Genomic DNA, 25,831 nt, shown 5'->3' with positions numbered 1-25,831 from the left:
CGATGAACTGCGATAAATGGCGATGAAACAATGCGCTTCGCGCGGCTTTAGGCGCGTGTTGACTGATAGGCGTTTCGCATGGCTTCTAGCTTGTGTTGATTAACATTTTGACACCGAAAGCCCGAAAGGTTCGAAAGCCCACCGGCTTCGATCGACGCGCCTCGCCGAACGAAAAAACCCGCAACCGAGGTTGCGGGTTCGATGCATAGCCGGCGCTCTACGACCGACTGAAGAAAAAAATCAGCCATCACGCGCCGTGAGCGGCAAGAAACTCTTCGGTCAGCTTGAGCTCGCTGTTGGAGTTGACGCCGATCCCGCGCGTGGTGACGTTGCGGGCGATCTGCTGCGCTTCGTCGAGCGAGTGCATTTCCGCCGTTCCGCACTGATAGATGTTGAGTTCGGGAATCGACTTCTGATCCGTCAGCGCCAGTACGTCTTCCATCGCCGCTTTCCAGGCGGCCCCCACGGTCTGCTCGTCGACATGGCCGATCAGGCTCATGTAGAACCCGGTGCGGCAGCCCATCGGCGAGATATCGATGATCTCGACGCCGTCGCCGTTGAGGTGCTGACGCATGAAGCCGGCGAACAGGTGCTCGAGCGTGTGAATGCCGCGCTCGGACAGGATCTCTTCGTTGGGAACGCAGAAGCGCAGATCGTAGACGGTGATGTTGTCGCCGCCCGGTGTCTTCATCTGCTTGGCGACACGCACCGCCGGTGCATTCATCTTGGTGTGGTCGACCATGAAACTATCGAGTAATGGCATGCTTGCCTCCTTGGTTGGCGTGTCCGGTCAGGTGCCTACTTTAGCACGCTAATCGGCGCTGTCAGGTGTCCAGTTCCGGATAGTGGCGGAATATGCCGCTCTCGTTGAAATCGAGCCGCCGGTCCGAGGTCAGATAAGCCGCCAGTTTTGGCCGTTGACTCACGCGGTCGGCCAGCGCCGTCACCTCCGGCACTTCCGGCTCCAGCCGCTCCATCGAGCGGGGAAAGGCGTAGCGCAGCCCGGTGACGACCTGAAACAGCGACAGATCCACGTAGCTGTGTGCCGTACCGACCAGATAGGGCTCGTTGCCGGCGTTGGCCGAGAGCACTCGCTCGAAGTAGTAGAGAAACTTGGGCAATCGCTCCTGGACGAAAACGACACTGCGTCGCTTGGCTTCCTCCTGCTGGTCCTCGTAGTAGAGCGACGCGCCGATCGGATGATGAGTGTCGTGAATCTCGGCGACGAAGTCCGTCAGCGTCAACTGCAAGCCGTTGGCCCAGAGGCGGCTGGCCTCGCCCTCCGGCACCAACCCCAGCCGAGGGCCGAGGAACTGCAGGATATTGGCGACATGGGACACCACGATGTCGCCGGCTTTCAATACCGGCGGTGCGAAATGCGGCTGTGCCAGCTCCCCGCCGTGGATGAATTCGCTGACGGCACCCACGCCACCGCCATCAGCCGCGGACTGCTTGCCTACATCAATGTAATCCGCGCCGGCGTCTTCCAGCGCCAAGCGCACGAATTCGCCGCGACCGGGAATCCCGGGCCAATAGTAGAGCTCGTAGGTCATCCTTTTCCCCTCCCGTTCAGGCGCTGTTGGCCGACAGCCTTTCAAAGCGCTGCTGAAATCCTGTTCAAGACATGGAGCCGGATCGCCATGAGACAACCCCGAGATAGCGGCGGTCGGATCGACCCGACGATCGAATGCGCTCCTCAGCATAGGACAAAAAACGGGCCCGAACCTTGTCTCGGTTCGGGCCCGCCGGATGGACCACGATGCTTCGCCGATCAGCGACAGAGCAGCGACGAAAAATCTAGCGACACGCCACGGCCTGGCGCAGCGTGCTTTTCACCCACAGCCGCTGACCGTCGGGAGTCTTGCCCTGATCGTTCCACTGCTGCGTGGTCTGCACGCAGAACGAGCCGAGATCCTCGATCGCCGGCGCGGCAGCATCCGGCCGCTCGCCGCCGATTCTCAGGATGTCGGTATTGTTCGACTGGTAATTGGGCGCAAAGGTATTGGAAGCGCAGCCGGCCATCGCCACGACCAATCCGGACGCCATCAACATACGGCGCAATGCCATCTTGAGTGATTCCTCGAAGAGCGCCTGACGCCGCTCACGGACGTGGTCGGGTCTCGGCGCGAACACCGGCACGATTGCCGGCAGCGGCTTAATAGCACCCCCGAATCCGGCCTGTCAATTGGCGAGCGGGCTCCAGTGTTGTTACCCTACGCCGCCCTCGAGCCGGCCGACTCCCCATCATGCGCTATCGCGTCAAGCTGTTCCCGGAAATCACCGTCAAATCCCGCCCGGTGCGCCGGGAAATGGTGAGATATCTGCGTACCAACATTCGCAATACGCTCGCTTCCGTCGCCCCGGGCGTGCGGGTACGAGACGAATGGGACGCACTGGAAATCCGCCCGCGCCGCTCTCTCGACGATACCGCGCGGGAGGCCTTCGAAGCCCGCCTTCGAGGCGTGGCCGGCATCCACGAGATCCAGGTCGTCGAAACCCACGACTGGTCCTCCTTCGAGGATACCGCTGCCAGACTGGTCCCGCTGTGGCGAGAGACGCTGGCGAATCGCCGTTTCCGCGTCAGCGTCAAGCGCCGGGGGCAGCATGATTTCCGCTCGGAAACCCTCGAACGCTTCCTTGGCGCCGCGCTGCTCGAGGCGGTGCCCTCGGCACGGGTCGATCTCAAACAGCCGGAACACGACGTGCGTCTCGAGCTTCACGACACGCGCCTGACACTGGTCACGCGACGACTACCCGGCCTGGGCGGATACCCGATGGGCACTCAGGGCCAGGCGCTGGCCTTGATCTCGGGCGGCTACGACTCGCCGGTCGCGGCCTGGCAGATGATGCGGCGAGGATTGAAGACCCACTTTCTGTACTTCGATCTCGGCGGACCGGATCAGGAACACGTGGTACGTCAGGTCGTGGATCGCTTGTGGCGAGGTTACGGTGCCTCTCACCGCGTCGATTTCATCAGCGTGCCGTTTGTCGAGGTAATGCACGCCATTCAGCGCACCGTGCCGGCCGGCCTGGCCGGCGTGATTCTAAAGCGGATGATGGTCCGCGCTGCCAACCGGATCGCCCAGCGCCACCGTCTACCGGCATTGGTTACCGGGGACGCGCTGGCCCAGGTCTCCAGCCAGAGCCTGACCAATCTCGGCCTGATCGACGCTGCCAGCGAGCGACCGATCCTGCGACCGCTGATCGCCAGCGACAAACAGACGATCATCGAGCAGGCGCGGCGCATCGGCACTGCCGAACTGGCCGAGGGACTCCCGGAAGTGTGCGGGACGATCTCACGCAAGCCCAACACGCGGCCCAAGCCGGAGCGAATACTCGACGCCGAGACCGGGTTCGATCAAAGCGTACTGGACGATGCCATTGCCCGAGCGAGCGTCGTGCGCAGTGACCAATTGCTGAACGAAGACGTGACACGCAGCGACGACGCGGTGGCGACCGCTTCGCCGTCGGCCACGGCCAGCCGTGACCAGGTCCGAGTGATCGACATCCGCCATCCCGACGAGCGCGACCTCGATCCGCTGGTTCTGCCCGAGGGCCAACCGCTGGTCATCCCCTACTTCGAGCTGGGCGAACGCGTCGCGACACTGCCGGACGACTGCCACTATCTGCTCTACTGTGCCCAGGGCACCATGAGCCGGATGCAGGCCGCCCACCTGACCGATCAGGGTTACGACAACATCGGCGTCTATCTCCCCGACCTCCCCGACCTCCCCGACTGATGCGAGATGCCAGAAGAGATCAGCGGGTCGTTCAGAACAGCCCCAACTGCTGATCGGTCAGGCTGGCGAAGTCATCCCCCACGAACGGCAGTATGCCGTCGGCGACCGGTGCCAACTGGCGGCTGACGTAGTGGTGGTAGTCTATCGCCGAGCGGCGGGCCTCGAGTGGCTCCGGCCCGGAGACGGTGATCACGTAGCGGATCCAGCCGCCGTTCTGGTACTGCTGCGGCCGGCCCAACTGACGGTTGAGCTCGTCGGCCATGCGCGCGGCACGCACGTGCGGCGGCACGTTGCGCTGATAATCGTCGAGCTTGCGCCGCAGACGCTTGCGGTAGATCAGCGCGTCGTCGTGTTCGCCGGCCATCGTCTGGTGGACGATCCCGCGCACGTAGTCACGGTACGGTTCACCCGTGAAGATGCGCCGGTAGAGCTCGCGCTGGAACTGCTTCGCCAGCGGCGACCAGTCGGCCCGTACGGATTCCAGCCCCTTGAATACCAGCCGTTCGCTGCCGTCCTCGCCTCGCACCAGCCCCGCATAGCGCTTCTTGCTACCCTCCTCCGCGCCGCGAATGGTCGGCATCAGAAAGCGGGCGAAATGCGTTTCGAACTGCAACTCCAGCGCGCTTTCCAGATCGAACGTCTCGCGCAGATGCCGACGCCACCAGTCATTGACGAGCGCCACCAGCCGCTGCCCGATCGCATTCGCTGCCTCGGCCTCGTGCGCCCCGCCCAACCACACGAAAGTCGAGTCGGTATCACCATAGATAACGGTATAACCCTCGGCTTCGATCAATTCGCGGGTGCGGCGCATGATCTCGTGACCGCGCATGGTGATCGACGAAGCCAGGCGGGGATCGAAAAAGCGGCAACCCCGCGAGCCGAGCACGCCGTAGAAGGCGTTCATGATGATCTTCAACGCCTGGGCCAGTGGCGCGTTGCCTTCCCGCTTGGCGGCTTCGCGCCCCTCCCAGACCTGCTCGACGATCGCCGGCAAAGCATGGGCCGTGCGAGAGAACCTCGCTCCCAGAAAACCCGGCACGGCGTGCGCGTCGTCCTGCTGACGCAACCCCTCGACCAGGCCCACCGGGTCGATCAAAAACGAACGAATGATCGATGGATACAGGCTCTTGAAATCGAGCACCAGCACCGAGTCGTAGAGCCCGGGGCGGGAATCCATCACGTAGCCGCCGGGGCTATCCTCGCCGTCGCGACTGCCCAGCGTCGGGGCGACGAATCCGAGCCGATGCATGCGTGGCAGATAGAGATGGGAGAAGGCCGCCACCGAGCCGCCGCTGCGATCCGCGGCCAGGCCCGTCACGCTTGCCCGCTCGAGCAGGAAGGCCATGATCCGGGTATGGTCGAAGATTCGCGTGACCAGCTCGCAATCCTTCAGGTTGTAGCGTGCCAACGCCGGCTTGTCTTCGGCGAACATGCGGTTGATGTCCGCCATGCGCTGGTAGGGGTTATCGATCGCCTTGCCCTCGCCGAGCAGGGTCTGCGCCACGTTTTCCAGACTGAACGACGGGAAGCTCCAGGTCGCGGAGCGCAGCGCCTCGATGCCATCGATGGTCAGTCGCCCGGAAATGGTGACGAAATGATGGCTGGACGATGTGTCGGAACCGCGGCCATGGGCACGCCACTCTATCGCCACGCCGCCTCGGCCCAGCGTCAGCGGTACGTTCAAGCGCTCGGCGTGACGCTGCAACTGACGCAGGTCGAACTGGATCACGCTCCAGCCGATGATCGCATCCGGGTCAAAACGAGCGAACCAGGCGTTGAGCGCCTGCAGCAGCTCGGCGCGAGAGTCACAGTAGACGAGCTCGAAGTCGCGCTCGCGATCCGCCTTGCCGCCTTCTCCCGCCGGCGGCCCCAGCATGTAGACGATCCGCTGACCGCAGCCGTGCAGGCCGATCGAATAGAGTTCGCCGCGTTCGCTGGTCTCGATATCCAGCGAGCAGAGCTTCAGCGGCGGGCGATAGTCAGGCGCCGGCTTCAGTTGTGCGTCCAGGATCGTGCCATCCATTCCCTCGCGGCCGCTGACGGTGACCGGCGCGGTAATGAAACGCTCCATCAGATAGCGCTCCGGTGGCCGGACATCGGCCTCGAACACATCGATACCCGCCTCGCCCAGCCGTCGCTCCAGGTTCATCAGTTGCCTATGAGACCGGCAATAGAGCCCGAGAACCGGGCGCTGATCGAAGTCTTTCAGCTCCAGCTCACGCAGTTCGATGTCGCGCTCCTGGCGCAAGACCCGTTCGGCCGCCGCGCGCTGTTCGGCAGGAAGGAAGGCGACCGAAGTCTGCGGCGGCAGACACACCAGCCGCGGCCCGGTATCGGTAGCCAGCCACAGCGATATTTCGGTACCGGCCGGCGTATCCCGCCAGTGGCGCGTCAGAATGAAGCCCTGCTGTTCCACGACATTCCCTTGCACAGTCGTCGTCACCGATAGCCCGCGTTCAGAAAGAGAGCACCCAGGGCAGCACCACACCAAGATAGAGGGGTATCAGCACCGGGGCGGCCAGCGTAGTGATCAGCACCGCAATGGCACCTTTCTCCGGCCGAATGTCCAGCTCCATGGCGATGACCACCACGTTGGCGGCCATGGGCACCGCACCGATGAGCAGAAACGCCAATGCCAGCGAGTCGGAAATCCCCACGCTCGCGCGCAGCCCCACCACCATCAGCAGCGTGGCCAACGGCCAGACGAGAAAGCGCACCAGTACGCAGGCGGCCACGAAACGGCCATCGAACGCCCTCCACGTGACGCGCCCCAGCGTCATGCCGATGATCATCATGCCCAGCACCGTGAAGCAGTACTTGAAGTAATCGAGCCCGTCCACGGCCACATCCGGAATATGCAAGCCGAGAGCGCTGACCAGCATGCCGGCCAGAAAGGCGTAGATCAGCGGCAGCTTCGCCAGCCTGACGAGACTTTCCTTGACCGAGAAACGGCCACGGGCACTGACATAGAAGCCGACCGTGAACTCGTAGAGCGAGACTCCCAGCATGCAGAAGAGATAGAGGGTGACGCCTTCCGGCGGCAGCAGCACCAGCGCGATCGGAAAGCCGAAATAACCGGTATTGCCCGTGCCCGCCGAAAAGGCAAGTAGCGCCCGTTCCTGATCACCGAAGAAATGTGCGGCCAGGGCATTGACGGCCAGACAGAGCAGCGCCGCCAGCAGCAGCACGCTCCCCGTCAACAAAAGCTTGTCGGGGGTCGGATGCCCCTGGGTGAGGCCGTTGAAGAAGGTCAGCGGAGAGATGATGTAGACGAGCAATGTCGCGATCGGCCGCGGATCGATCTTGAGATGCCGCGATGCGACCCAGCCCAGAGCCACGAAGAACAGCAGCATCCATAGTGACTGCGAAAGATCGACATCGGCCATCTCGGGCTCCTAAAGCGACAGGTTGTAGTGATTTGGGCGCTAACTGTAACACCCGAACACGGTACTAGCCGGTATTCTACAAACCCCGACAACTTGACTTCCGTACCTATCAGGGGAATAGCTCCGTATCTTCGTCGACCAGCTTCCCCGCCACGAAACGCAGACGATAGCGAGCCCCATGGACACTCTTGTAAATCCAGCGCTCGACCGTGACGGCGCCCTCGATGACATGACCACCGCGCCGCTGCGGTAGTTCGACCACTCGAGAGTCGGGCGGGCCGCATTTTCTTAGCACCTGCTCAGGTGAATCGCCATTGGCGGTGAGCCCATTTTCGCAACGCATTGCATTAGCGGGGTTTGCCACACTCACAAGAAGCAGCGTCCCTATCAATACCCTATGGCTTCTTCGAGCCAACATGCGCATTTCAGTACCTCCCTTGGATAAAATCCCCGTACCGATGATGCGCTTATCCTGGCTTACGCGGACACATCAGCGCGAATCCAGCCCAGCGATGCTACAATCGTCGACCAAGTTTTATCGTCGACCCAGTGTCGAACGTTTTCAGCCTATCCATCCCGTGGGGCCATCGATACTGCGCCACCTCGGGTTCCGTTACGGGAATGTTCCAGTCGCCATGTCGAACAACGCCTCGCTTTCGCGCCAGATCCTCGTCACCAGCGCTCTGCCTTATGCCAACGGCTCGATCCACCTGGGTCACCTGCTGGAGTATATCCAGACCGATATCTGGGTGCGCTTCCAGAAAAGTCGCGGCCACGAATGTCATTACGTCTGCGCCGACGACGCCCACGGCACCGCGATCATGCTGCGTGCCGAGCAGGAAGGCATTACGTCCGAGCAGTTGATCAGCAAGGTCAGCGAAGAGCATCAGGCGGATTTCGCCCGGTTCGGCGTCGCGTTCGACAATTACCATTCGACCCATTCGGAAGAGAACCGAATCCACAGCGAGCGCATCTACACCGCGCTGCGCGATGCCGGCCATATCAGCACCCGCGATATCGAGCAGATGTACGATCCGGTCAAGGGATTGTTCCTGGCCGACCGCTTCATCAAGGGCACCTGCCCCAAGTGCGGCAGCGAGGACCAGTACGGCGACAACTGCGAAGCGTGCGGCGGAACCTACACGCCGGCGGAACTGATCAACCCGGTCTCGGCGATCAGCGGCGCCACGCCGGAAGTGCGGACTTCGACCCACTACTTCTTCAAGCTGCCCGATTTCGAAGACTTTCTGAAACAGTGGACACGCTCGGGCCGCGTGCAGCCGCAGATCGCCAACAAGCTGCAGGAGTGGTTCGAGGCCGGTCTCAACGAGTGGGACATCTCCCGCGATGCGCCCTACTTCGGCTTCGAGATTCCCGACGCGCCGGGCAAGTACTTCTATGTCTGGCTGGACGCGCCGATCGGCTATCTGGCGAGCTTCCAGAACCTGTGCGACCGCGAAGGCCTCGATTTCGACAGCTACTGGAAGGCGGACTCCAACGCCGAGGTCTACCACTTCATCGGCAAGGACATCGTCTACTTCCACGCGCTGTTCTGGCCGGCGATGCTCGAAGGCGCCAACATGCGCACGCCGACCGGCGTCAACTGCCACGGCTTCGTCACCGTCAACGGCGCCAAGATGTCCAAGTCCCGCGGCACCTTCATCAAGGCCCAGACCTACGCCGAGTATCTCAACCCGGAGTATCTGCGCTACTACTTCGCCGCCAAGCTGACCTCTCGCGTCGACGATCTCGATCTCAACCTCGAGGACTTCGCCGCCCGCGTGAATTCGGATCTGGTCGGCAAGGTGGTCAATATCGCCAGCCGCTGCGCCGGCTTCATCAAGAAGCTCGCCGACGGCCAGCTTTCCGCGACCTGCACCGAGCCGGAACTGGTCGCCAGATTCATCCACGCCGGTGACGAGATCGCGGCGGACTTCGAGGCCCGCGAGTTCGGCCGCGCCATGCGCAAGGTGATGGAACTCGCTGACGAAGCCAACACCTATATCGCCGACAAGGCACCGTGGGTGCTGGCGAAGGAAGGCGGTCGCGAGCAGGAAGTGATCGACATCTGCTCGGTGGGCATCAACCTGTTCCGCACCCTGATGGTCTACCTGCAGCCGGTGGTGCCGGCCATGGCCGAGCAGGCGCGCGTCTTCCTGCAGGTCGACAGCCTCGATTGGGAGAGCCGCCAGCACGTACTGGAAGGCCATGTCATCGGCAAGTTCAAGCCGCTGATGACCCGCGTCGAGAGCGACCGGATCGAGTCAATGATCGAGGCCTCGAAGGAAGTGCTCGAGGAAGAGAAGAAACTGACCGGCAAGGCGCCCTCCTCCGACGACCAGCAGAAAACGCCGCTGGCCGATGATCCCATCAGCGACGAGATCGCCTTCGACGATTTCATCAAGGTCGATCTGCGAATCGCCCGGATCGACCAGGCCGAGTACATCGAGGGTTCCAACAAGCTGCTCAAGCTGACGCTCGATCTCGGCGGCGAGACGCGCACTGTCTTTTCCGGCATTCGCAAGGCCTACGCCCCCGAGGCACTCGAGGGCCGTCTCACGGTCATGGTCGCCAACCTGGCACCGCGCAAGATGCGCTTCGGCGTTTCGGAAGGCATGGTGCTGGCTGCAGGTGACGACGACGGTATTTATCTGCTCTCTCCCGACAGCGGCGCCAAGCCGGGCCAGCGCGTGACCTGACCCACGGAAATCGAGACTCTTACCAACGCGCGGCCTCGCCGCGCGTTTTTTGTTTGAACAGATAAATCATCCCCGAAATACTGCCAGAGCATTTATTCAGGCGAAGAAGCAAGTCAAAACCAGCAGGAACTTTTACTTATCTTGTTCAAGACAATACAAGGAGAAGCCGATATTAAGAAAGATTAGCTTTTCCTTCCTTGGCGCCAGTGCCATAACCGGCATGCTGAACAGGTCATCTACATTATGAGATCAGCCTTCTTCTCGTTGCGCGGTCGCTTCCTGATCAGCCTCTGGAGTCTGTTGAGCTCATGGATCGATTGCTCGCGTTCGTCCCGAATCATCCCGGGATATACGATGAGGCTGCCGATGAATACGAGTGCCAGCATCGCGGCGACCAGCAGAGCCCAGCATACGATCGAACGCGAAATGCAGACATTATTGTTGAGCGCCAAGGATTGGGCTACGTGGGACGACACTTATGCCTTTATCCAGGGAAGCGACGATAATTACGCAGCCTCCAACTTCAGCCGCAACATGTTCGAGGATCTCGATTACCAGTTCATGCTGTTCTTCGATCGGCAAGCCAATCTTCGCTGGGTCGCCGGCATTGATCCGGTCAGCGATCGCTACGACTCCTGTCCCGGCCAAAGCGATGCCTGCGCCTGGGCAAAATCTTATGCCGACAAGCTGAGGCCACTACTGGGATCGGCTAATCAGCACGCCAGCACGCATCTGGAGCGCCAAGGGAGCCGGCTATATTACGCGGCCATTCATTCCATTTTCCGCACGGACGAAAGTGGCCCTATGCAGGGCTGGCTTGTCCAGATCCAGTTCCTCGATGACCAATGGCAAGCGCGAATGGCGATGCAGACGGGTCGGGAAGTCGATGTCCTGCCCTTACCGCCTGCCGAAGTGCCACCCGAACTACAAATCACCCCCACCGGGGATGGACGCATCCACGTCACGAAAACGCTATCGCTCAATCCTCGAGATGCGCCCACCCTGCTGAGCACCTATTTGCCGCGAGATGCCTTTCTGGAGCGCATGGCTACCGTGCGTTACGCCCAGTGGTGGACGGCCGGCCTGTTACTGACGGTGATTGTCCTGGTGCTGTTGCTGCTCGAGGTGGTGGTACTGCACCCGCTCCGCCAGCTCGCGACCTTTACCCAACAGGCCAAGCAGGACGCCACACAGGCCGAGCTGCCGGAACGGCTTCTGCATCGCCAGGATGAAATCGGCGCGCTGTCGCGTGAGTTCCTGCACCTGATCCAGCATCAGCGGCATCGGACGTCCCAACTGCTCAACCTGTCACAGACGGACCATTTGACGGGATTGGCCAATCGCCGACTGTTCGATGAACGTTTGAATGTCTTGATGGATGCGTCGCAGCCCCCCGTACCGGTCGCTGGCATACTGCTCGATATCGACTACTTCAAGAATTACAACGATTTCTACGGCCATCCGGCAGGCGACCGCTGCCTGACCCGCCTGGCCAAGTGTCTCCAGCGAACCGTGCGCCAGCAGGCAGGCGATCGATCGCTTCTTGCCCGCGTCGGCGGCGAAGAGTTCGCCGTCATCCTGCCGGGTACGTCGCCCAGCCGCGTCGAGCAGCTTGCTGGCGCCCTGTGCAGCGCGGTCGCGCAGATGAAATTGCCGAACGACAAGGCCCGCCTGGGCATTGTCACGGTCAGCGTGGGCGCGGCGATCTGCGCCATCGACGAGCGCTCTCCGCCGACGCTGTTGGCACGATGCGATGCCGCGCTCTACCGCGCCAAACAGCGAGGCCGCAACCGGATCGAATGCGATCTCGGAAAGGCTTCTCGAAGCCATGCGGAGGAGCGTTTATAATGCCGGCCTCTTTGAACCGGGAGCCACCGCTTGTCCCGACGTTTCGGAAACAACATGGCCACCACGATTACCGCCGAACGCATCGATGCCGAATTGCCGCAGACCCAGTGCGGCAAGTGTGGCCATGACGGCTGTCGCCCCTATGCAGTAGCCATCGTCGAGGGCGAGGCGATCAACCGCTGCCCGCCCGGCGGCGAGGCCACACGCGACCGGCTGGCGAAGCTGACCGGCCAACCGCCCCTCGAACTGATCGAGCCCGCGCAGACGCCGCTACTGGCCGTCATCCGCGAAGCCGAATGCATCGGCTGCACCAAGTGCATCCAGGCCTGCCCTGTCGACGCCATACTCGGCGCCGCCAAACAGATGCATACGGTGATCGAATTCGAATGCACCGGCTGCGAACTCTGTGTTGCCCCCTGCCCGGTCGACTGTATCGATCTCGTCGAACACCCGCAGTGGGCCGGAGCCGAGAACGAGGTCGAGCAGCAGCGCTATCTCGACTGGCGTGCCGGGAACGGCCGCCAACGCTTCGAGGCGCGCAAGCGCCGGCTGGCAGTCAAAGCCGAAGAGAAGCGTCGCCGGCGGGAACGCCGTGCTGCCGCGGCGCGCGCACCGGCCGAAGCCTCGACCAAAGCCCCGGCCGAAGTCTCGAACGAAGCGCAGCCGCAGCCCGCCGCGATCGACGTCACGGCCCTGAAAGCGCAGAGAGCGACGCTCACGGCTCGCCGGAAGCGTCTGCAACGGCAGCTGGACAAGGCCGACGAGACCCAGCGCCCGGCCCTGCTCGAGCGTCTGGCCGGATTCGACGACCAGCTCGCCGCCATCGATCGCCAGCTCGAATCGACGTCATCGTCTCGCGAGAGCGCCGCTCCCGCTCATCGACATATTGCAGTGGCAGCGGCAGAGCAGGCGATGCGCAAGGCGCGACAGGAACTCGCCCATTTCCAGCGCAAGGGCGATCAGGCAGGCATCGCGCAGGCGCAGGACAAGATTCATGAGGCGGAGCGGCTTCTTTCCCTTGCCAACCAATCCCCGGCCACTTCGCCTGCCGACAGCGCTGGCAACGATCACGGAACGACGTCATGAACGCCACCAAGCGAGAACAGATTTTTGCCCGCCTCAAGGCCAACAACCCCAATCCGACCACCGAGCTGAACTGGTCGACCTCCTTCGAGCTGCTGGCAGCGGTATTGCTGTCGGCGCAAGCGACGGATGTAGGCGTCAACAAGGCGACGGCAAAGTTGTTTCCGGTGGCGAATACGCCGCAGGCGATCATCGATCTTGGCATCGACGGTCTGAAAGATCACATCAAGACCATCGGCCTCTACAACACCAAGGCCGAGAACCTGATGAAGACCTGCCATATCCTGGTCGAACAGTACGACGGTGACATTCCACGCACGCGAGAAGGGCTGGAGGCGCTCCCCGGCGTCGGCCGCAAGACCGCCAACGTCATTCTGAACACGGCGTTCGGCGAGCTGACCATGGCGGTCGATACGCATATCTTTCGCGTCGCCAACCGGACGCGGATCGCCAAGGGCAAGAACGTGCTGGAAGTCGAGCAGAAACTGATGCGTTTCGTGCCTCGCGACTATCTGAAGGATGCTCATCACTGGCTGATTCTGCACGGGCGCTATACCTGCCTGGCACGCAAGCCGCGCTGCGGAAGCTGCGTGATCGAGGATCTCTGTGAATACCCCGACAAGATCGATATCGCCTGACGGAAGTCCGATCAGACGATAACGATCGGGCACTCAGGAAGCAGGAAGTCAGCAGCAGGCAATCAGGGGCTGGATTCGGGCTCCTGCGCGGTCTCTTCATCCGCCCGCTTCCGCGTCGGCACCGCCTCTTCACCGCTGGATTCCGGCGCGGCGGGCGCGGTTTCCGGTAAATGGCTGCCGTCGCCCCCGTCAGTGCTGTTCGAAGAATCGACGTGGTTGGATGCCGATGTTTTTTCTTGCGGTGCGACACGCATTTCCGTCGCGCCGTCGCGACTGTAGACGACTTTACGTGTGCCACCGTCACAGCTTCCCACGACTTCGGCACCGGCAAAGCGTTCGCCTTCCTTGACGATATCGTTTTCCACCTGGGCATTATCGACGATCTCGAGTAGAAAATGCCGCGCGCCGTTATCCCGGATAGTCTGATCGATCTGCGCCTTCAGGCGCTCGCAGGCCAGCCGGGTTTCCGGCTGCTCATCGAATGGGGAATCCCCCGGCTGGGTCTGCGCCCAGGCCAGAGACGACGCCAGACCGACACTACCCAAACCCGCCACCACAGCCATTTTCCAGCGACAGACACGCATAGAAACTCCTCAACCCATTGCGTCGCGAGAAATGGCGAGCCGCCTTGCCAATCCTCGCGCGAGCGATACCAAGCCACGCGTGACCCGCCTCGATAATCCCGCTACCGAGACACCTCACAATCGAAACTCTCCTCCCTTCTCGATCGCGCGCTGATAGGCCGGGCGATCACGCATATTCTGCAGCACTTTCCGGATGTTGGGATAATGCGACAAGTCGGCACGGCTTTCTGCGGCCAGTAGCGGAAAGCTCATCTGGATGTCCGCCGCGCTGAAGTCGTTCCCCGCGAACCAGGCAGTCTGCCGCAGTTCACTTTCCCAGTAATCGAGATGCAGGCGAAGCTGCGGATCGAGAAATTTTCGATGAACCCCATTAGCCAGCAACTTGCCGACCGGACGAAGGATAGCGGGCATCGGCGACTTCCCGAGTCTCGAGAACACCAGTCTCATCACTAGCAGCGGCATCGCCGAGCCTTCGGCATAGTGAAGCCAATGGATATAGCGCAGATGCTCTAGCGTCCCCGCATCCGGGACCAGGGCTTCGCCATCGTAGCGAGCGACGAGATATTCGATGATCGCGCCGGATTCCGCCACCGTATGGGCATCGTCGGTGATCACCGGCGACTTGCCCAATGGATGGACCTTCTTCAGCGCATCGGGCGCCAACAGGGTTTCGGGATCCCGGCGATACGTTCGAATTTCATACTCGACTCCCAGCTCTTCGAGCAACCAGAGAATTCGCTGCGAGCGGGAGTTTTCGAGATGATGCACGGTGATCATGGGCTGGCTTCCTTGCCGGCGATTCGAACGCTTCCAATCCCCCCGCTTTTCGATCCGGGGTCCACTAACCATAGGAAGTTATCGTTGACATCGCCATTCGCAAAAACGGCGCCGTAATGGCGCCGTCGTCGAGAACGTTTCGATCGCTCTCAATGCTGCTGGTCGAACATCTCGTCGCCGACATCATCGATGTAACGCTGACTCTTGGCGATCGTCAGTTCGACACAGGCGTCTTCGCCGGGCACCACATCGGAACGCTCGAAGCGACGCTCCAGTGTTTCCCCGCCTTCGACGGGCTTGCGAATCCAGCCGCTGACCCGATGCTGTCCCCCGGCGTCCTGGGGGTCGGGGACGATCAGGAACCCCTTGTACTCGACCGGTTCCCGCTCTTTCTTCGGCGCAGCGGGCTTGGCATCACCGCCGCCCAGCAATCCGGAAAACAACTTCTTCAGCATGCGTTCCTCCTGCGGCCGCGCTCTTACAGAGGGTAACTCTTGTAGAGATAACTCATAAAGAACAGCGGCCGCTGATGCTCAGTTGGCGGAGCGACCCTTGCCCGCCGCAATGCGCAGGCGCAGTGCGTTCAGCTTGATGAAGCCTTCGGCATCTTTCTGGTCGTAGGCGCCGGCGTCGTCTTCGAACGTGGCGATCGACTCGTCGAACAGCGACTGCTCGGATTGACGACCCACGACCACGGCGCTGCCCTTGTAGAGCTTCATGCGCACGATGCCGTTGACGAACGTCTGCGTCTCGTCGATCGCGGCCTGCAGCATGCGACGCTCCGGGCTCCACCAGTAGCCGTTGTAGATGGTCTTGGCGTACTTCGGCATCAGCTCGTCTTTCAGGTGTGCCGCTTCGCGGTCCAGCGTGATCGACTCGATCGCCCGATGGGCGCGCAGCATGATGGTGCCTCCCGGCGTCTCATAGCAGCCGCGCGACTTCATGCCCACGTAGCGGTTTTCGACGATGTCGAGACGGCCGATACCGTTGTCGCCGCCCAGCTTGTTGAGCTTGGCCAAGACTTCGTGAGGCTTGAAGGATTCGCCATCGATCGCGACGATATCGCCCTTCTCGTAGGTGAGCTCGATGTAGGTCGGCTCGTCCGGTGCGGCCTCCGGAGACACGCTCCAGCGCCACATGTCCTCTTCGGCTTCGGCCCACGGATCCTCGAGAATGCCGCCCTCATAGGAGATGTGCAGCAGGTTGGCATCCATCGAGTACGGCGACTTCTTCTTGCTCTTGGAGAAGTCGACCGGGATGTCGTTCTCCTCGCAATAGGCCATCAGCTTCTCGCGGGAGTTGAGATCCCACTCCCGCCACGGGGCGATGACCTTGACGCCCGGCTTCAGCGCGTAGGCGCCCAGTTCGAAGCGCACCTGGTCGTTGCCCTTGCCGGTGGCACCGTGGGAAATGGCATCGGCGCCGGTTTCGTTGGCGATCTCGATCAGGCGCTTGGCGATCAACGGCCGGGCGATGGAAGTCCCGAGCAGATACTCGCCCTCGTAGATCGTGTTGGCTCGAAACATCGGATAGACGTAGTCACGCACGAACTCTTCTCGCAGGTCCTCGATGTAGATCTCCTTGACCCCGAGTGCCTGCGCCTTGGCTCGCGCCGGTTCGACCTCTTCGCCCTGGCCGATATCGGCGGTGAAGGTAACCACTTCGCAAGCATAGGTTTCCTGCAGCCACTTCACGATCACGGAAGTGTCAAGGCCGCCGGAATAGGCGAGGACGACCTTCTTGACATCGGACATGCGACAGCTCCTTAGCAAAATTGCCTTGATGGACAAGGTTTCGTTGGCATACGGCGGTCTTCGACCGGGCACAGTCTATGACCAAACATAAAGTGGATTATAACGCCCCGGGCCGGCGGGTAACACCGAGCGGCGGGACGCCAATGGCCGAAACTGCTAGACTCTACGCGGTTGCCAGCCCGGAGCGGTACCCGATCACGATGCGGTGCGCCGCGCGTATCCGCTCCTGTCGAGCCGGCGACATTCATCACGAGTTCATCATCCTTGCATCAAGGGAACGGGAGTCATTGCATGTCGGACGCCAGCACGAGGGAGCTGATGGCGCAGCGTTTTCGCGGGTATCTCCCGGTGGTGGTAGATATCGAGACCGGCGGATTCAATTCGGCCACGGACGCCCTACTGGAAATCGCCGCCGTGCCGCTGACGATGGACGAACAGGGTAATCTGCTGCCGCTCGATACGATCGCCTTCCACGTCGAGCCCTTCGAAGGCGCCAACATCGAACAGTCGGCCCTGGACTTTACCGGCATCGACCCATCCAGCGCCTTCCGCAAGCAGATCGCGGTGAGCGAGCGCGAAGCCCTGGATGGCATCTTCAAGCCGATTCGCAAGACCATCAAGTCCCACGACTGCACGCGCGCGATCCTGGTCGGCCACAATGCCTCCTTCGACCAGGGCTTCCTCAACGCCGCGGTCAATCGCTGCAATATCAAGCGCAATCCCTTCCACCCGTTTTCCAGTTTCGATACCGCCACGCTCTCGGCGCTGGCGTATGGACAGACCGTACTGGCGCGGGCCTGTCAGGCTGCCGGGATCGACTTCGACAACTCCTCGGCGCACTCGGCGAGTTACGACACCGAGCGCACGGCCGAACTCTTCTGCGCCATCATCAACCGCTTCAAGGATCTCGGCGGCTGGAATCTCGCCATGAAGGAACAGGGATTCGACGACATCTGAACGACGGAACGAAAAGCGCCCCGTCGTGACGGGGCGTTTCGTTGACGAGACTGCACTCGGCTCAGCTGTCGCTGGAGGCCTCGGCCGCCTTGGCTGCAGCCGCCTTGACCATGGGCTCCAGCTCGCCGTTCTGATACATCTCGACGATGATATCGCAGCCGCCGACCAGCTCGCCTTCGATCCAAAGCTGGGGGAACGTCGGCCAGCTGGCGTACTTCGGCAGCTCGGCACGGATGTCCGGGTTATCCAGGATATTGACGAATGCAAACTTCTCGCCGCAGGCCATCAGCGCCTGAACCGCTTGCGCCGAGAAACCGCACTGCGGCAGCTGGGGCGATCCTTTCATGTAGAGCAGAATGGCGTTGTCACTGATCTGCTGCTTGATCGCTTCGATGGTATCGCTCATGAGACGTCCTATAGCGGGAAGAGAAGACCGATGCCGACTCTTCGCGTGTACGCGAGTGTGAATGACCGTGCCTCCATTCTACTGATGACACCGGCTGAAAACACCCCCAGCGCCGTGTGAAGCTCTTCCCACGCCATTGCGCCGCTCGCGGGGGCTGGTTAGGATGATTGGCTTTCGCACGGATCGGCCACGACTGTAGAAACGCACAACGGGCCGATCACGGCGCCGTCTCGCCAGACGCCTTCGCAAGCGTTTGGGACGCGGCGCTTTTTTCGTTGTTTTCCGAGTCGACCGCGTGGATAGCCTGCGATTGCGGCCGACGATCTCGATTTCGCCGTGCGGCGCGCCTGGATATTGCCGCATGCCTTGAAGCCCACGTCTCAACGTCAAGCCACGACAGGAATTCGCTCATGAGCGCACGCCATTTTCTGACCCTGCTGGATCTCTCCGCCGAGGAGCTCGACTATCTGATTCAGCGCGGTATCACGATCAAGAACCGCCTGAAGACGAACGGCCCGACCTACACGCCGTTCAGCAATCGCACGCTGGCGATGATCTTCGAGAAGTCTTCGACGCGAACGCGTGTATCGTTCGAGACCGCGATGGCGCAGTTCGGCGGCCATGCGCTGTTCCTGTCATCGCGCGATACCCAGCTCGGGCGCGGCGAGCCGATCGGCGACACGGCCCGGGTGCTGTCGGAAATGGTCGATGCGGTAATGATCCGGACCTTCTCCCATACCGGCCTCGAGGAGTTCGCCGCTGCCAGCTCGGTCCCGGTAATCAACGCCCTCACCGACGACTATCACCCCTGTCAGTTGCTGGCCGACGTGATGACCTGGACCGAATGCCGCGGGCCGGTCAAGGGCAAGACCGCCGTGTGGGTGGGTGACGGCAACAACATGTGCCATTCGTGGATCAACGCCGCGCGCCAGTTCGATTTCCAGCTGCGCATCTGCTGCCCCGAGGGTTACGAGCCGCGCCAGGACATCCTTGATGCCGCCGGCGAGCACGCCGTCATCGTACGCGACCCGGCCGAAGCGGTCCGCGGCGCCGATCTGGTGACCACGGACGTCTGGGCTTCGATGGGGCAGGAGGAAGAGCAGGCCAAGCGGGAGCGCGATTTCGCCAGCTTCCAGGTCACCGAAGCGCTGCTGGATCAGGCCTCAGACGATGCGATCTTCCTGCACTGCCTGCCGGCGCACCGAGGCGAAGAGATCAGCACGACGCTGCTCGACGATCCCCGCGCCGTGGTCTGGCAGGAAGCCGGCAACCGACTGCACGCTCAGAAGGCACTGATCGAATTTCTGCTGCTGGGTCAGGTCGACTGACGGTTGCCGGGCGAAGCGCAATGGGCCGCGATCCGAGACAGGTTCGCGGCCTTCTTCTTTCCGCTCTACTCAAACCCCGCCTCGAGACTCGGCTCCCTGCGCGACTGGCGCCGTGCCCGGCGACCTAGCCCGATGTTCACCGCCGTCACGATGAGCGCCAGTAGCCCGGCCGCGATCAGCGCCTGACCGATATCCCCGGTCAGCGCGGATTGCCCCAGCACCACGAAGGCTACGCCGTAAGGGCCGGTGGTCAACAAGGCAACGCTCAGGTAGATCGACAGCGGGACGCCGGCAATTCCCAGCGCATAGTGCTTGAGAAACATCGGGACACCGGGAACGAGCTTGATCAGGAACGTGACGCGCCAGGCATTTTGGCGCGCATCGTCCAGTCCTGCCAGCGCCGGAAAACGCCGCTCGATGGAGGCGCGGAGAACCGGCCGCAGTTGGCCCCTGGCGATCGCGTAGCAGAGCAGCAGGTTGAGCAGCGTTGCCGCCGCCGAGAACATCAGCCCGCCCGGCACGCCGAGACGCAACCCGGCAAGAATGTAGAAAGGCGTCATCGGAATTCCCAGCGCCGGCAAGCCCGCCATGGCGATCAACAGCGCCAGTGGATGCAGCGTCTCGAGCGCTTCCCGCGGAACACCGCCCCAGCCAACGAGACCTGCAACGAGCAACCCCAGGGTGAGGAACACGATCCACCGCCGCCGCAGGCGAGCGCGCCTCGGCAGTAGGATAGAGTCGGCATGAAATCGATCGGGGGCAGCGTGTCGCATGCCCCCGATCTAAACCGATCATTGTGACCGGGCGATGACAGCCCGGCCGAACCGATGCCTATTCCAGGTTATCGAGCCCTTTCTCGGCCATCGCGACGGCGCGAAACAGCGCGCGACGCTTATTGAGCGTCTCGTGCCATTCGTCGTCGGGGTTGGAGTCGGCGACGATGCCGCCACCGGCCTGCACGTGGAGCTCGCCATCCTTCAGCACCGCCGTGCGAATCGCGATCGCCATGTCCATGTTGCCGTGCCAGGAGAGATACCCGACGGCACCGGAATAGACACCGCGCTTGACCGGCTCGAGCTCGTCGATGATCTCCAGCGCCCGGATCTTGGGCGCCCCGGAGAGCGTCCCCGCCGGGAAGGTGGCGCGCAGCACGTCCATCGCCGACATGCCCTCGCGCAGCTTGCCGGTCACGTTGGAGACGATATGCATGACGTGGGAATAGCGCTCGATCGCCATCTTGTCGGTGAGTTCGACGGTGCCGACCTGGCTGATCCGACCGATGTCGTTGCGCCCCAGGTCGATCAGCATCAGATGCTCGGCGATCTCCTTGGGATCGGCCAGCAGCTCCTCCTCCAGCGCCTTGTCCTGCTCCGGCGTCGCACCACGAGGCCGCGTGCCGGCGATCGGCCGCACGGTCACCTCGCCACCCTCCAGCCGCGTCAGGATCTCCGGGGAGGAGCCGATCACGTGATGATCCTCGAGATTGAGGAAGAACATGTAGGGCGACGGGTTGAGACTGCGCAGCGCGCGATAGAGATCCAGCGGCGGCGCCTGATACGGGATCGACATGCGCTGGGAAGGCACGCACTGCATGACGTCCCCGGACAGCACGTACTCCTTGATCTTGGCGACCGCGTCCTTATAGCCCTGCTCGCTGAAACTGGCATGAAAGTCGTCTTCGGCGACATCCGCCCGCCCGGTTCCCGGACTCAGCGTATTGAAGGTCGCGCTGCGCAGTTTCAGTTCCAGCGTCTCAAGCCGCTCCACCGCATTATCGTAGGCGTGAGGCGTTTCCGGATCGGCGTGGGTCCACAGCTGCAGACGGCCGGAGAGGTTGTCGAAGACGACCAGATCGTCGCACACCATCAGCAGGATGTCCGGCACGCCGATGGGATCGGGTTTCTCGGCGGCCAGCACGGTGCGCAGCTTGGGCTCGATATAGCGAATGGTGTCGTAGCCGAAGTAGCCTACGAGACCGCCATCGAAGCGCGGCTGGTCGTCGAGATCCGGGACCTTGAATCGAGACTGGAACCGCTCGATCCACGCCAGCGGGTCCTCGACTTCGCTGGCGCCCTGCTGCTCGCCATCGACGATATGGCGCACGGTGAAGCCGCGCACTTCGATGCGTTCCCGGCTTGGCAGGCCGATGATCGAATAGCGGCCCCACTTCTCTCCGCCCTGTACCGACTCGAGCAGAAAGGTCCAGGGGGCGTCAGCGAGCTTGAGGTAGGTGGAGAGCGGCGTATCAAGGTCGGCCAGCACCTCGCGGGTGACCGGAATACGGTTGTAGCCGGCTTGCGCCAGCTCGGCAAAGCGATCGGGGGTCATCATGGGACCGGGCTCCAGCAGTGAAAATCAGCAATCGTGAGAGCGGCTGCGTCGGTAACGACTGATAATCACCATCGCCATCGCTTGGCCGGGCGCATCGAGACGCAGGGGCTGAAAAGGCGTTGGGTATCCGGTCGCATGTCAAAGCTCGGTCGAAAGGAGTAACGGGAAAAAAGGGGGAGCTGCCTGAAACCGGCGCCATAACCGCCCTGGCGCCGTCCCGGAAACCCTAAACGAGTTCCCCCAGCGATTCAACCACGCCATCCGGTTCGCTCGAGGCCACCGGCTCGCCGTGATTGTAGCCGTAGGGAACGGCCAGCGTGCGGAAGCCGGCGCGTTTTCCGGCTTCCACGTCATGTCGCGAATCCCCCACCATCAGGCACTGTGCGGGATCGATGTCGTAGCGCGCCGCCAAATGCAGCAGCGGCGCCGGATGAGGCTTCTTCTCCGGCAGCGAGTCGCCGCCCAGCGTCGTACGGAAATAGTGGCGCAGTGCCAGCGCGTCGAGAATCGGATCGATGAACGCCGCCGGCTTGTTGGTGATCAGCGTCACGATGATCGAGCGGCTTTCCAGCTCATCGAGCGCCTCCCGGACGCCGGGATACACGCGGGTCCGCTCGCAGGGTGCGGCATGGTAATGACGCAGGAAAGATTCGTGAGCCGCTTCCAGCAGCGCCGCTTCGGGCATTCGCTCGAGGACGCTCTCCAGCGCCCGCTCGACCAGCTTGCGGGAACCGTTCCCGACCCAGTCGCGAACCTTCGCTTCGCCCACCGCCACCATGCCCAGCTCGATGAGCATGGCGTCCACCGCTGCCGCGAGGTCGGGGACGGAGTCGATCAATGTGCCATCGAGATCGAAGGCCACCAGACGAATGTCCTGGAGCAAAGCGTGCATGTGTGCGTCCTTGTCTGTAGCGCCGGAGCGTCGGGATGACGGTCTTTAGCTTACCCAAAAGCCGGTAAGTTTACGCAACCCGCGGATGCCAAGCGCCAGTGATCGGCGTATCCTTGACCCCATCTTTCGTCGAATCGACGGGTACCGACTTCCGTGAATGCGCAGTTCCACAGCCCGATACCGTCACCGCTCGGCTATTGCTGCGTCTGTTTCATGTCGTTCATGTCGGCCACTGGCCTGGCGATCGTTCAGGACCCCGCCTTGCCGTACCGTGACTCGCTTCGACGCCCCCGATTTTCCCCGCTTCCTTTTCACCATTTCCCTTCTGATTCTCACATTGGAGTTTCCCATGACCACACCACGTATCGTCGTGGTCGGTGGCGGCGCGGGCGGACTCGAGCTGGCAACCCGACTGGGTCGCAAGCTCGGCAAGCGTCAGCGTGCCGACATCGTCCTCGTGGACCGCAACCCGACCCACATCTGGAAACCGCTGCTGCACGAGATCGCCACCGGCACCCTCGACTCCGGGCTCGATGAGGTCTCCTATCAGGGGCACTCGAAGAGCCACGGCTACCGATTTCAGCGCGGCACCCTGAGCGCCATCGACCGCGACAACCGGACCATTACCCTCGAGCCGATCCACGACCAGGACGATGCGGTCGTGCTGCCCGCGCGCCAGATCGAGTACGACTACCTGGTGCTTTCCGTCGGCAGCGTCTCCAACGACTTCGGCACCCCCGGCGTCGCCAGGCACTGCCACTTCATCGACAGCCCGCAGCAGGCGGAGAGCTTCCGGCGCAACATGCTCAATACCTTCCTGCGCTACAGCGACCCGGAGCGCCGAACGCATCCCAAGCTGACCGTCGGCCTGGTCGGGGCGGGCGCAACCGGCGTCGAACTGGCCGCCGAACTCTTCGGCGCGTCACGCATGCTGCACAGCTACGGCTTCACGGCCATGGACAGCGGCAAGCTCGAGGTGCACCTGATCGAGGCCGCGCCGCGCATTCTGCCCGCCCTGCCCGAGCGCATCAGCCGCGCCGTGCACGGCGAGCTCGAACGGCTCGGCGTCAAGATCCATGTCGATACGCGCGTGACAGAAGCCAACGCCAACGGCTTCATCACCGCGGACGGCGAACCGCTGGAGACGGATCTAAGCGTCTGGGCGGCGGGCATCCGGGCGCCCGAATTCCTGTCGGAACTGGGACTGGCCACCGAGCGCAACCATCAGGTCAAGGTCAACCAGACACTGCAGAGCCTGGACGATGAGCGCATCTTCGCCTTCGGCGACTGCGCCTCCTGTCCCCAGCCCGACGACAAGCGTGTTCCTCCCCGCGCCCAGGCCGCGCATCAGCAGGCGACGCACTGCTACCACAACCTGCGTGCAGCCATGGATGGCAAACCGCTGAAGCCTTTCGTCTATCACGATCGAGGCTCGCTGATCTCGCTGGCGCACTTCGAGGCGGTCGGCAGCCTCATGCGCGGCGCGTCGGCGCGAAGCCTGTTCATCGAGGGCAGGCTGGCCAAGCTGTTCTACGCTTCTCTCTACCGTATGCATCAGATGGCCATTCACGGCATTTTCAAGACCGGCATGACCGTCGTCGTCGACGGCCTCAACCGCTATCTGCGGCCGAAGATGAAGCTGCACTGAGCAACAGTTGCACTGAACGCTGTGACCGCGAAGTTCCAGCAAGCGTGAAGCGCCATCAAATACGATAGCCAGCGAATTCGAAACGTCAGCGGAGAGATCACATGGAACGTTTCTACAATGCCCCCGGCGATGTCGTCGACGAGATTCTGCGGACGACGGCGGCGACCGCCCCGCTGCGCATCGCCGAACCGGACAGCGGCCTGCGCATCCTGATCCGCCGGGACTGGGACAGAACGGAACAGGGACGCCGCCAGGTCGCGGTGCTCTCCGGCGGCGGCGCCGGCCATGAACCGGCCCACGCCGGTTATATCGGCGAAGGCATGTTGACCGGCGCCATCTCCGGCAGCCTGTTCGCGTCGCCCAGCGTCGAAGCGGTGCTGGCGGCAATCCGTGAAGTCTGCGGCGACGCCGGCTGCCTGCTGGTGGTCAAGAACTACACCGGCGACCGCCTCAATTTCGGCCTTGCCGCCGAGCGTGCCCGCAGCGAGGGCCTGAATGTCGCCATGGTGATCGTCGCCGACGATATCGCCATCGAGAACGCGCCGCAGCCGCGCGGCATCGCCGGCACCGTGCTGGTCCACAAGCTGGCCGGCTACCTGGCGAGCCAGGAGACACCCCTCGATGCCATCCGCGAACGTACCGAGGCGCTGTGTCGGCGCATGGGATCACTGGGCATGGCGCTGAGCGCAGCGGCACAGCCGGGCCAGCCCGCCGCCGACCGCTCGCCGGAACTGGGCCTGGGCATTCATAACGAGACCGGCACGAGGCAGGTCGACCCGAAGAGTGCCGACGAGGCGATGAGCCTGGTTCTGGATCCCCTGCGCAACGCGCTGTCCGACCGCAAGCTCACCGGCCCCTGGATCGCGATGCTCAACGATCTGGGCAGTTGCTCCACCCAGGAAATGGGTGTGCTGGCCGCCAGCCTGCTGCGCCAGTTGGGCGTCGAGCAGGTCGCGCACCTGATTGGCCCGGCGCCGCTGATGACCTCACTGGACATGCACGGCTTTTCGCTCACTCTGCTGCCGGCGGATGACGACACCGTCACGGCGTTGTCGGCACCGACGACGGCACCAGGCTGGCCCGGACTGCGCGCCACGCAGAGGCCTCCGCACTTCTCGCCGGACACCCGCCAGGATCACGAAGCGCTGGCCGACGACGCGCCGCAGGACGCCGACACCGTCGCGACGCTCGAGCGGATCATCGATACCCTGCGCCAGGCACGTGAAGAACTCGATGCTCTGGATGCCAGGAGCGGCGATGGCGACGCCGGCGCCAGCATGCAAAGCGGCGCTGATTCGATCGCCAGAGCGCTCGAAGCCAAACGCCTGAACACCGCCGCCCTACCGCTACTGTTCGCGGGCGTCGGCCAGTTGCTCTCAAGGGACATGGGCGGCTCCAGCGGCGTGCTGCTGTCTATCCTGTTCACCGCAGCCGCCGGCTCGCTGGATCGCCGCGGCAAACTCGACGAGGCGCTGGCCGCCGGCGTGGAGAAAATGCAGGCCTACGGCGGTGCCCGGCCCGGCGACCGCACCATGCTCGATGCACTGATCCCGGCCATCGAATCGTTGCAGCGCGGCGAGTCGCTCACCCAGGCCGCGCAGGCCGCTCGCGACGGCGCCCAGGCCACCGCCAGCCTGACCCGAGCCAACGCCGGCCGCTCCGCCTATGTGCCGGAAAGCGCACTCAAGGGTGTCGTCGACCCCGGTGCCGAGGCCGTGGCAAGAGTGTTCGAGGCACTAAGCCATTCGGCCTCGTAGATC

At 62.8% G+C, this 25,831-nt stretch carries 23 protein-coding genes; 9 read left to right on the top strand and 14 right to left on the bottom strand.

Annotated elements, in window-relative coordinates; all coding sequences use genetic code 11:
* Positions 1–247 precede the first annotated feature (247 nt).
* The 3 genes from luxS to BC443_RS03225 form a co-directional block, all read right to left on the bottom strand.
* Complete coding sequence (gene luxS, locus BC443_RS03235) at positions 248–763, bottom strand: S-ribosylhomocysteine lyase (RefSeq protein WP_071230409.1); 516 nt, start codon at positions 761–763, stop codon at positions 248–250.
* A gap of 61 nt (positions 764–824) precedes the next feature.
* Positions 825–1,553 (bottom strand): glutathione S-transferase, encoded by a 729-nt coding sequence (locus BC443_RS03230; protein ID WP_071230408.1) that lies wholly within the window; start codon positions 1,551–1,553, stop codon positions 825–827.
* A gap of 244 nt (positions 1,554–1,797) precedes the next feature.
* Positions 1,798–2,067 carry a hypothetical protein gene (locus tag BC443_RS03225; protein WP_071230435.1) on the bottom strand — a complete coding sequence of 90 codons (270 nt, stop codon included), beginning with the start codon at positions 2,065–2,067 and terminating at the stop codon, positions 1,798–1,800.
* 179 nt (positions 2,068–2,246) lie between these two features.
* On the opposite strand from BC443_RS03225, the gene thiI reads away from it, so the two are divergent.
* Positions 2,247–3,740, top strand: a complete 1,494-nt coding sequence (thiI, locus tag BC443_RS03220) for a tRNA uracil 4-sulfurtransferase ThiI (RefSeq protein ID WP_071230407.1) — start codon at positions 2,247–2,249, stop codon at positions 3,738–3,740.
* A gap of 31 nt (positions 3,741–3,771) precedes the next feature.
* Here thiI and BC443_RS03215 read toward each other — a convergent pair whose 3' ends face one another.
* From BC443_RS03215 to BC443_RS03205, 3 genes are all read right to left on the bottom strand, one after another.
* Complete coding sequence (locus BC443_RS03215; RefSeq protein ID WP_071230406.1) at positions 3,772–6,171, bottom strand: DNA polymerase II; 2,400 nt, start codon at positions 6,169–6,171, stop codon at positions 3,772–3,774.
* Positions 6,172–6,196: 25 nt separating this feature from the next.
* Positions 6,197–7,126, bottom strand: a complete 930-nt coding sequence (locus BC443_RS03210; protein ID WP_071230405.1) for an AEC family transporter — start codon at positions 7,124–7,126, stop codon at positions 6,197–6,199.
* Between the two features lie 109 nt (positions 7,127–7,235).
* Complete coding sequence (locus BC443_RS03205; RefSeq protein ID WP_247643204.1) at positions 7,236–7,469, bottom strand: DUF2845 domain-containing protein; 234 nt, start codon at positions 7,467–7,469, stop codon at positions 7,236–7,238.
* Between the two features lie 292 nt (positions 7,470–7,761).
* Here BC443_RS03205 and metG point away from each other — a divergent pair, with 292 nt between their 5' ends.
* The 4 genes from metG to nth all read left to right on the top strand — a co-directional run bounded on the left by metG (position 7,762) and on the right by nth (position 13,394).
* On the top strand, positions 7,762–9,825 hold the full coding sequence (gene metG, locus BC443_RS03200) for a methionine--tRNA ligase (protein WP_071230404.1): 2,064 nt from the start codon (positions 7,762–7,764) through the stop codon (positions 9,823–9,825).
* A gap of 366 nt (positions 9,826–10,191) precedes the next feature.
* Positions 10,192–11,673 carry a diguanylate cyclase gene (locus tag BC443_RS03195; RefSeq protein WP_170835839.1) on the top strand — a complete coding sequence of 494 codons (1,482 nt, stop codon included), beginning with the start codon at positions 10,192–10,194 and terminating at the stop codon, positions 11,671–11,673.
* A 54-nt stretch (positions 11,674–11,727) separates the two neighbouring features.
* On the top strand, positions 11,728–12,759 hold the full coding sequence (locus tag BC443_RS03190) for an RnfABCDGE type electron transport complex subunit B (protein ID WP_071230402.1): 1,032 nt from the start codon (positions 11,728–11,730) through the stop codon (positions 12,757–12,759).
* Complete coding sequence (gene nth / locus BC443_RS03185) at positions 12,756–13,394, top strand: endonuclease III (RefSeq protein ID WP_071230401.1); 639 nt, start codon at positions 12,756–12,758, stop codon at positions 13,392–13,394. The genes BC443_RS03190 and nth overlap by 4 nt, the downstream gene beginning before the upstream one ends.
* 62 nt (positions 13,395–13,456) lie before the next feature.
* Here nth and BC443_RS03180 read toward each other — a convergent pair whose 3' ends face one another.
* The 4 genes from BC443_RS03180 to BC443_RS03165 all read right to left on the bottom strand — a co-directional run bounded on the left by BC443_RS03180 (position 13,457) and on the right by BC443_RS03165 (position 16,509).
* The gene (locus BC443_RS03180; protein WP_210766233.1) at positions 13,457–13,978 is read right to left on the bottom strand and encodes a DUF1161 domain-containing protein; all 522 of its coding nucleotides are present in this window, start codon (positions 13,976–13,978) and stop codon (positions 13,457–13,459) included.
* 114 nt (positions 13,979–14,092) lie between these two features.
* Positions 14,093–14,755: a glutathione S-transferase gene (locus BC443_RS03175; RefSeq protein ID WP_071230399.1), complete on the bottom strand. Its 663-nt coding sequence runs from the start codon at positions 14,753–14,755 to the stop codon at positions 14,093–14,095.
* A 149-nt stretch (positions 14,756–14,904) separates the two neighbouring features.
* The gene (locus BC443_RS03170; protein ID WP_071230398.1) at positions 14,905–15,210 is read right to left on the bottom strand and encodes an HlyU family transcriptional regulator; all 306 of its coding nucleotides are present in this window, start codon (positions 15,208–15,210) and stop codon (positions 14,905–14,907) included.
* A gap of 78 nt (positions 15,211–15,288) precedes the next feature.
* A complete protein-coding gene (locus tag BC443_RS03165) occupies positions 15,289–16,509 on the bottom strand; it encodes an argininosuccinate synthase (RefSeq protein ID WP_071230397.1) in 1,221 nt (406 codons plus the stop codon).
* A 291-nt stretch (positions 16,510–16,800) separates the two neighbouring features.
* On the opposite strand from BC443_RS03165, the gene rnt reads away from it, so the two are divergent.
* A complete protein-coding gene (gene rnt / locus BC443_RS03160) occupies positions 16,801–17,466 on the top strand; it encodes a ribonuclease T (protein WP_071230396.1) in 666 nt (221 codons plus the stop codon).
* A gap of 61 nt (positions 17,467–17,527) precedes the next feature.
* On the opposite strand, the gene grxD is transcribed toward rnt, so the two are convergent.
* On the bottom strand, positions 17,528–17,872 hold the full coding sequence (grxD, locus tag BC443_RS03155; RefSeq protein ID WP_071230395.1) for a Grx4 family monothiol glutaredoxin: 345 nt from the start codon (positions 17,870–17,872) through the stop codon (positions 17,528–17,530).
* 410 nt (positions 17,873–18,282) lie between these two features.
* Here grxD and argF point away from each other — a divergent pair, with 410 nt between their 5' ends.
* A complete protein-coding gene (argF, locus tag BC443_RS03150; RefSeq protein WP_071230394.1) occupies positions 18,283–19,200 on the top strand; it encodes an ornithine carbamoyltransferase in 918 nt (305 codons plus the stop codon).
* Positions 19,201–19,265: 65 nt separating this feature from the next.
* Here the strand turns inward: argF and BC443_RS03145 are convergent, their stop codons facing one another.
* From BC443_RS03145 to BC443_RS03135, 3 genes are all read right to left on the bottom strand, one after another.
* The gene (locus BC443_RS03145; RefSeq protein WP_170835838.1) at positions 19,266–19,892 is read right to left on the bottom strand and encodes a VTT domain-containing protein; all 627 of its coding nucleotides are present in this window, start codon (positions 19,890–19,892) and stop codon (positions 19,266–19,268) included.
* Between the two features lie 139 nt (positions 19,893–20,031).
* A complete protein-coding gene (trpE, locus tag BC443_RS03140; protein ID WP_071230433.1) occupies positions 20,032–21,528 on the bottom strand; it encodes an anthranilate synthase component I in 1,497 nt (498 codons plus the stop codon).
* Between the two features lie 229 nt (positions 21,529–21,757).
* Positions 21,758–22,423: a phosphoglycolate phosphatase gene (locus BC443_RS03135; RefSeq protein ID WP_071230392.1), complete on the bottom strand. Its 666-nt coding sequence runs from the start codon at positions 22,421–22,423 to the stop codon at positions 21,758–21,760.
* Between the two features lie 349 nt (positions 22,424–22,772).
* Between BC443_RS03135 and BC443_RS03130 the strand changes: the two genes are divergently transcribed.
* Both BC443_RS03130 and BC443_RS03125 read left to right on the top strand, forming a co-directional pair.
* Positions 22,773–24,071: an NAD(P)/FAD-dependent oxidoreductase gene (locus BC443_RS03130; protein WP_071230391.1), complete on the top strand. Its 1,299-nt coding sequence runs from the start codon at positions 22,773–22,775 to the stop codon at positions 24,069–24,071.
* A gap of 101 nt (positions 24,072–24,172) precedes the next feature.
* Positions 24,173–25,828 (top strand): dihydroxyacetone kinase subunit DhaK, encoded by a 1,656-nt coding sequence (locus tag BC443_RS03125; protein ID WP_071230390.1) that lies wholly within the window; start codon positions 24,173–24,175, stop codon positions 25,826–25,828.
* Positions 25,829–25,831: the final 3 nt, after the last annotated feature.

Source organism: Salinicola sp. MIT1003, from assembly GCF_001858555.1.
Classification (GTDB): domain Bacteria; phylum Pseudomonadota; class Gammaproteobacteria; order Pseudomonadales; family Halomonadaceae; genus Salinicola; species Salinicola salarius.
This window is presented reverse-complemented; position numbering and strand designations above follow the sequence as displayed.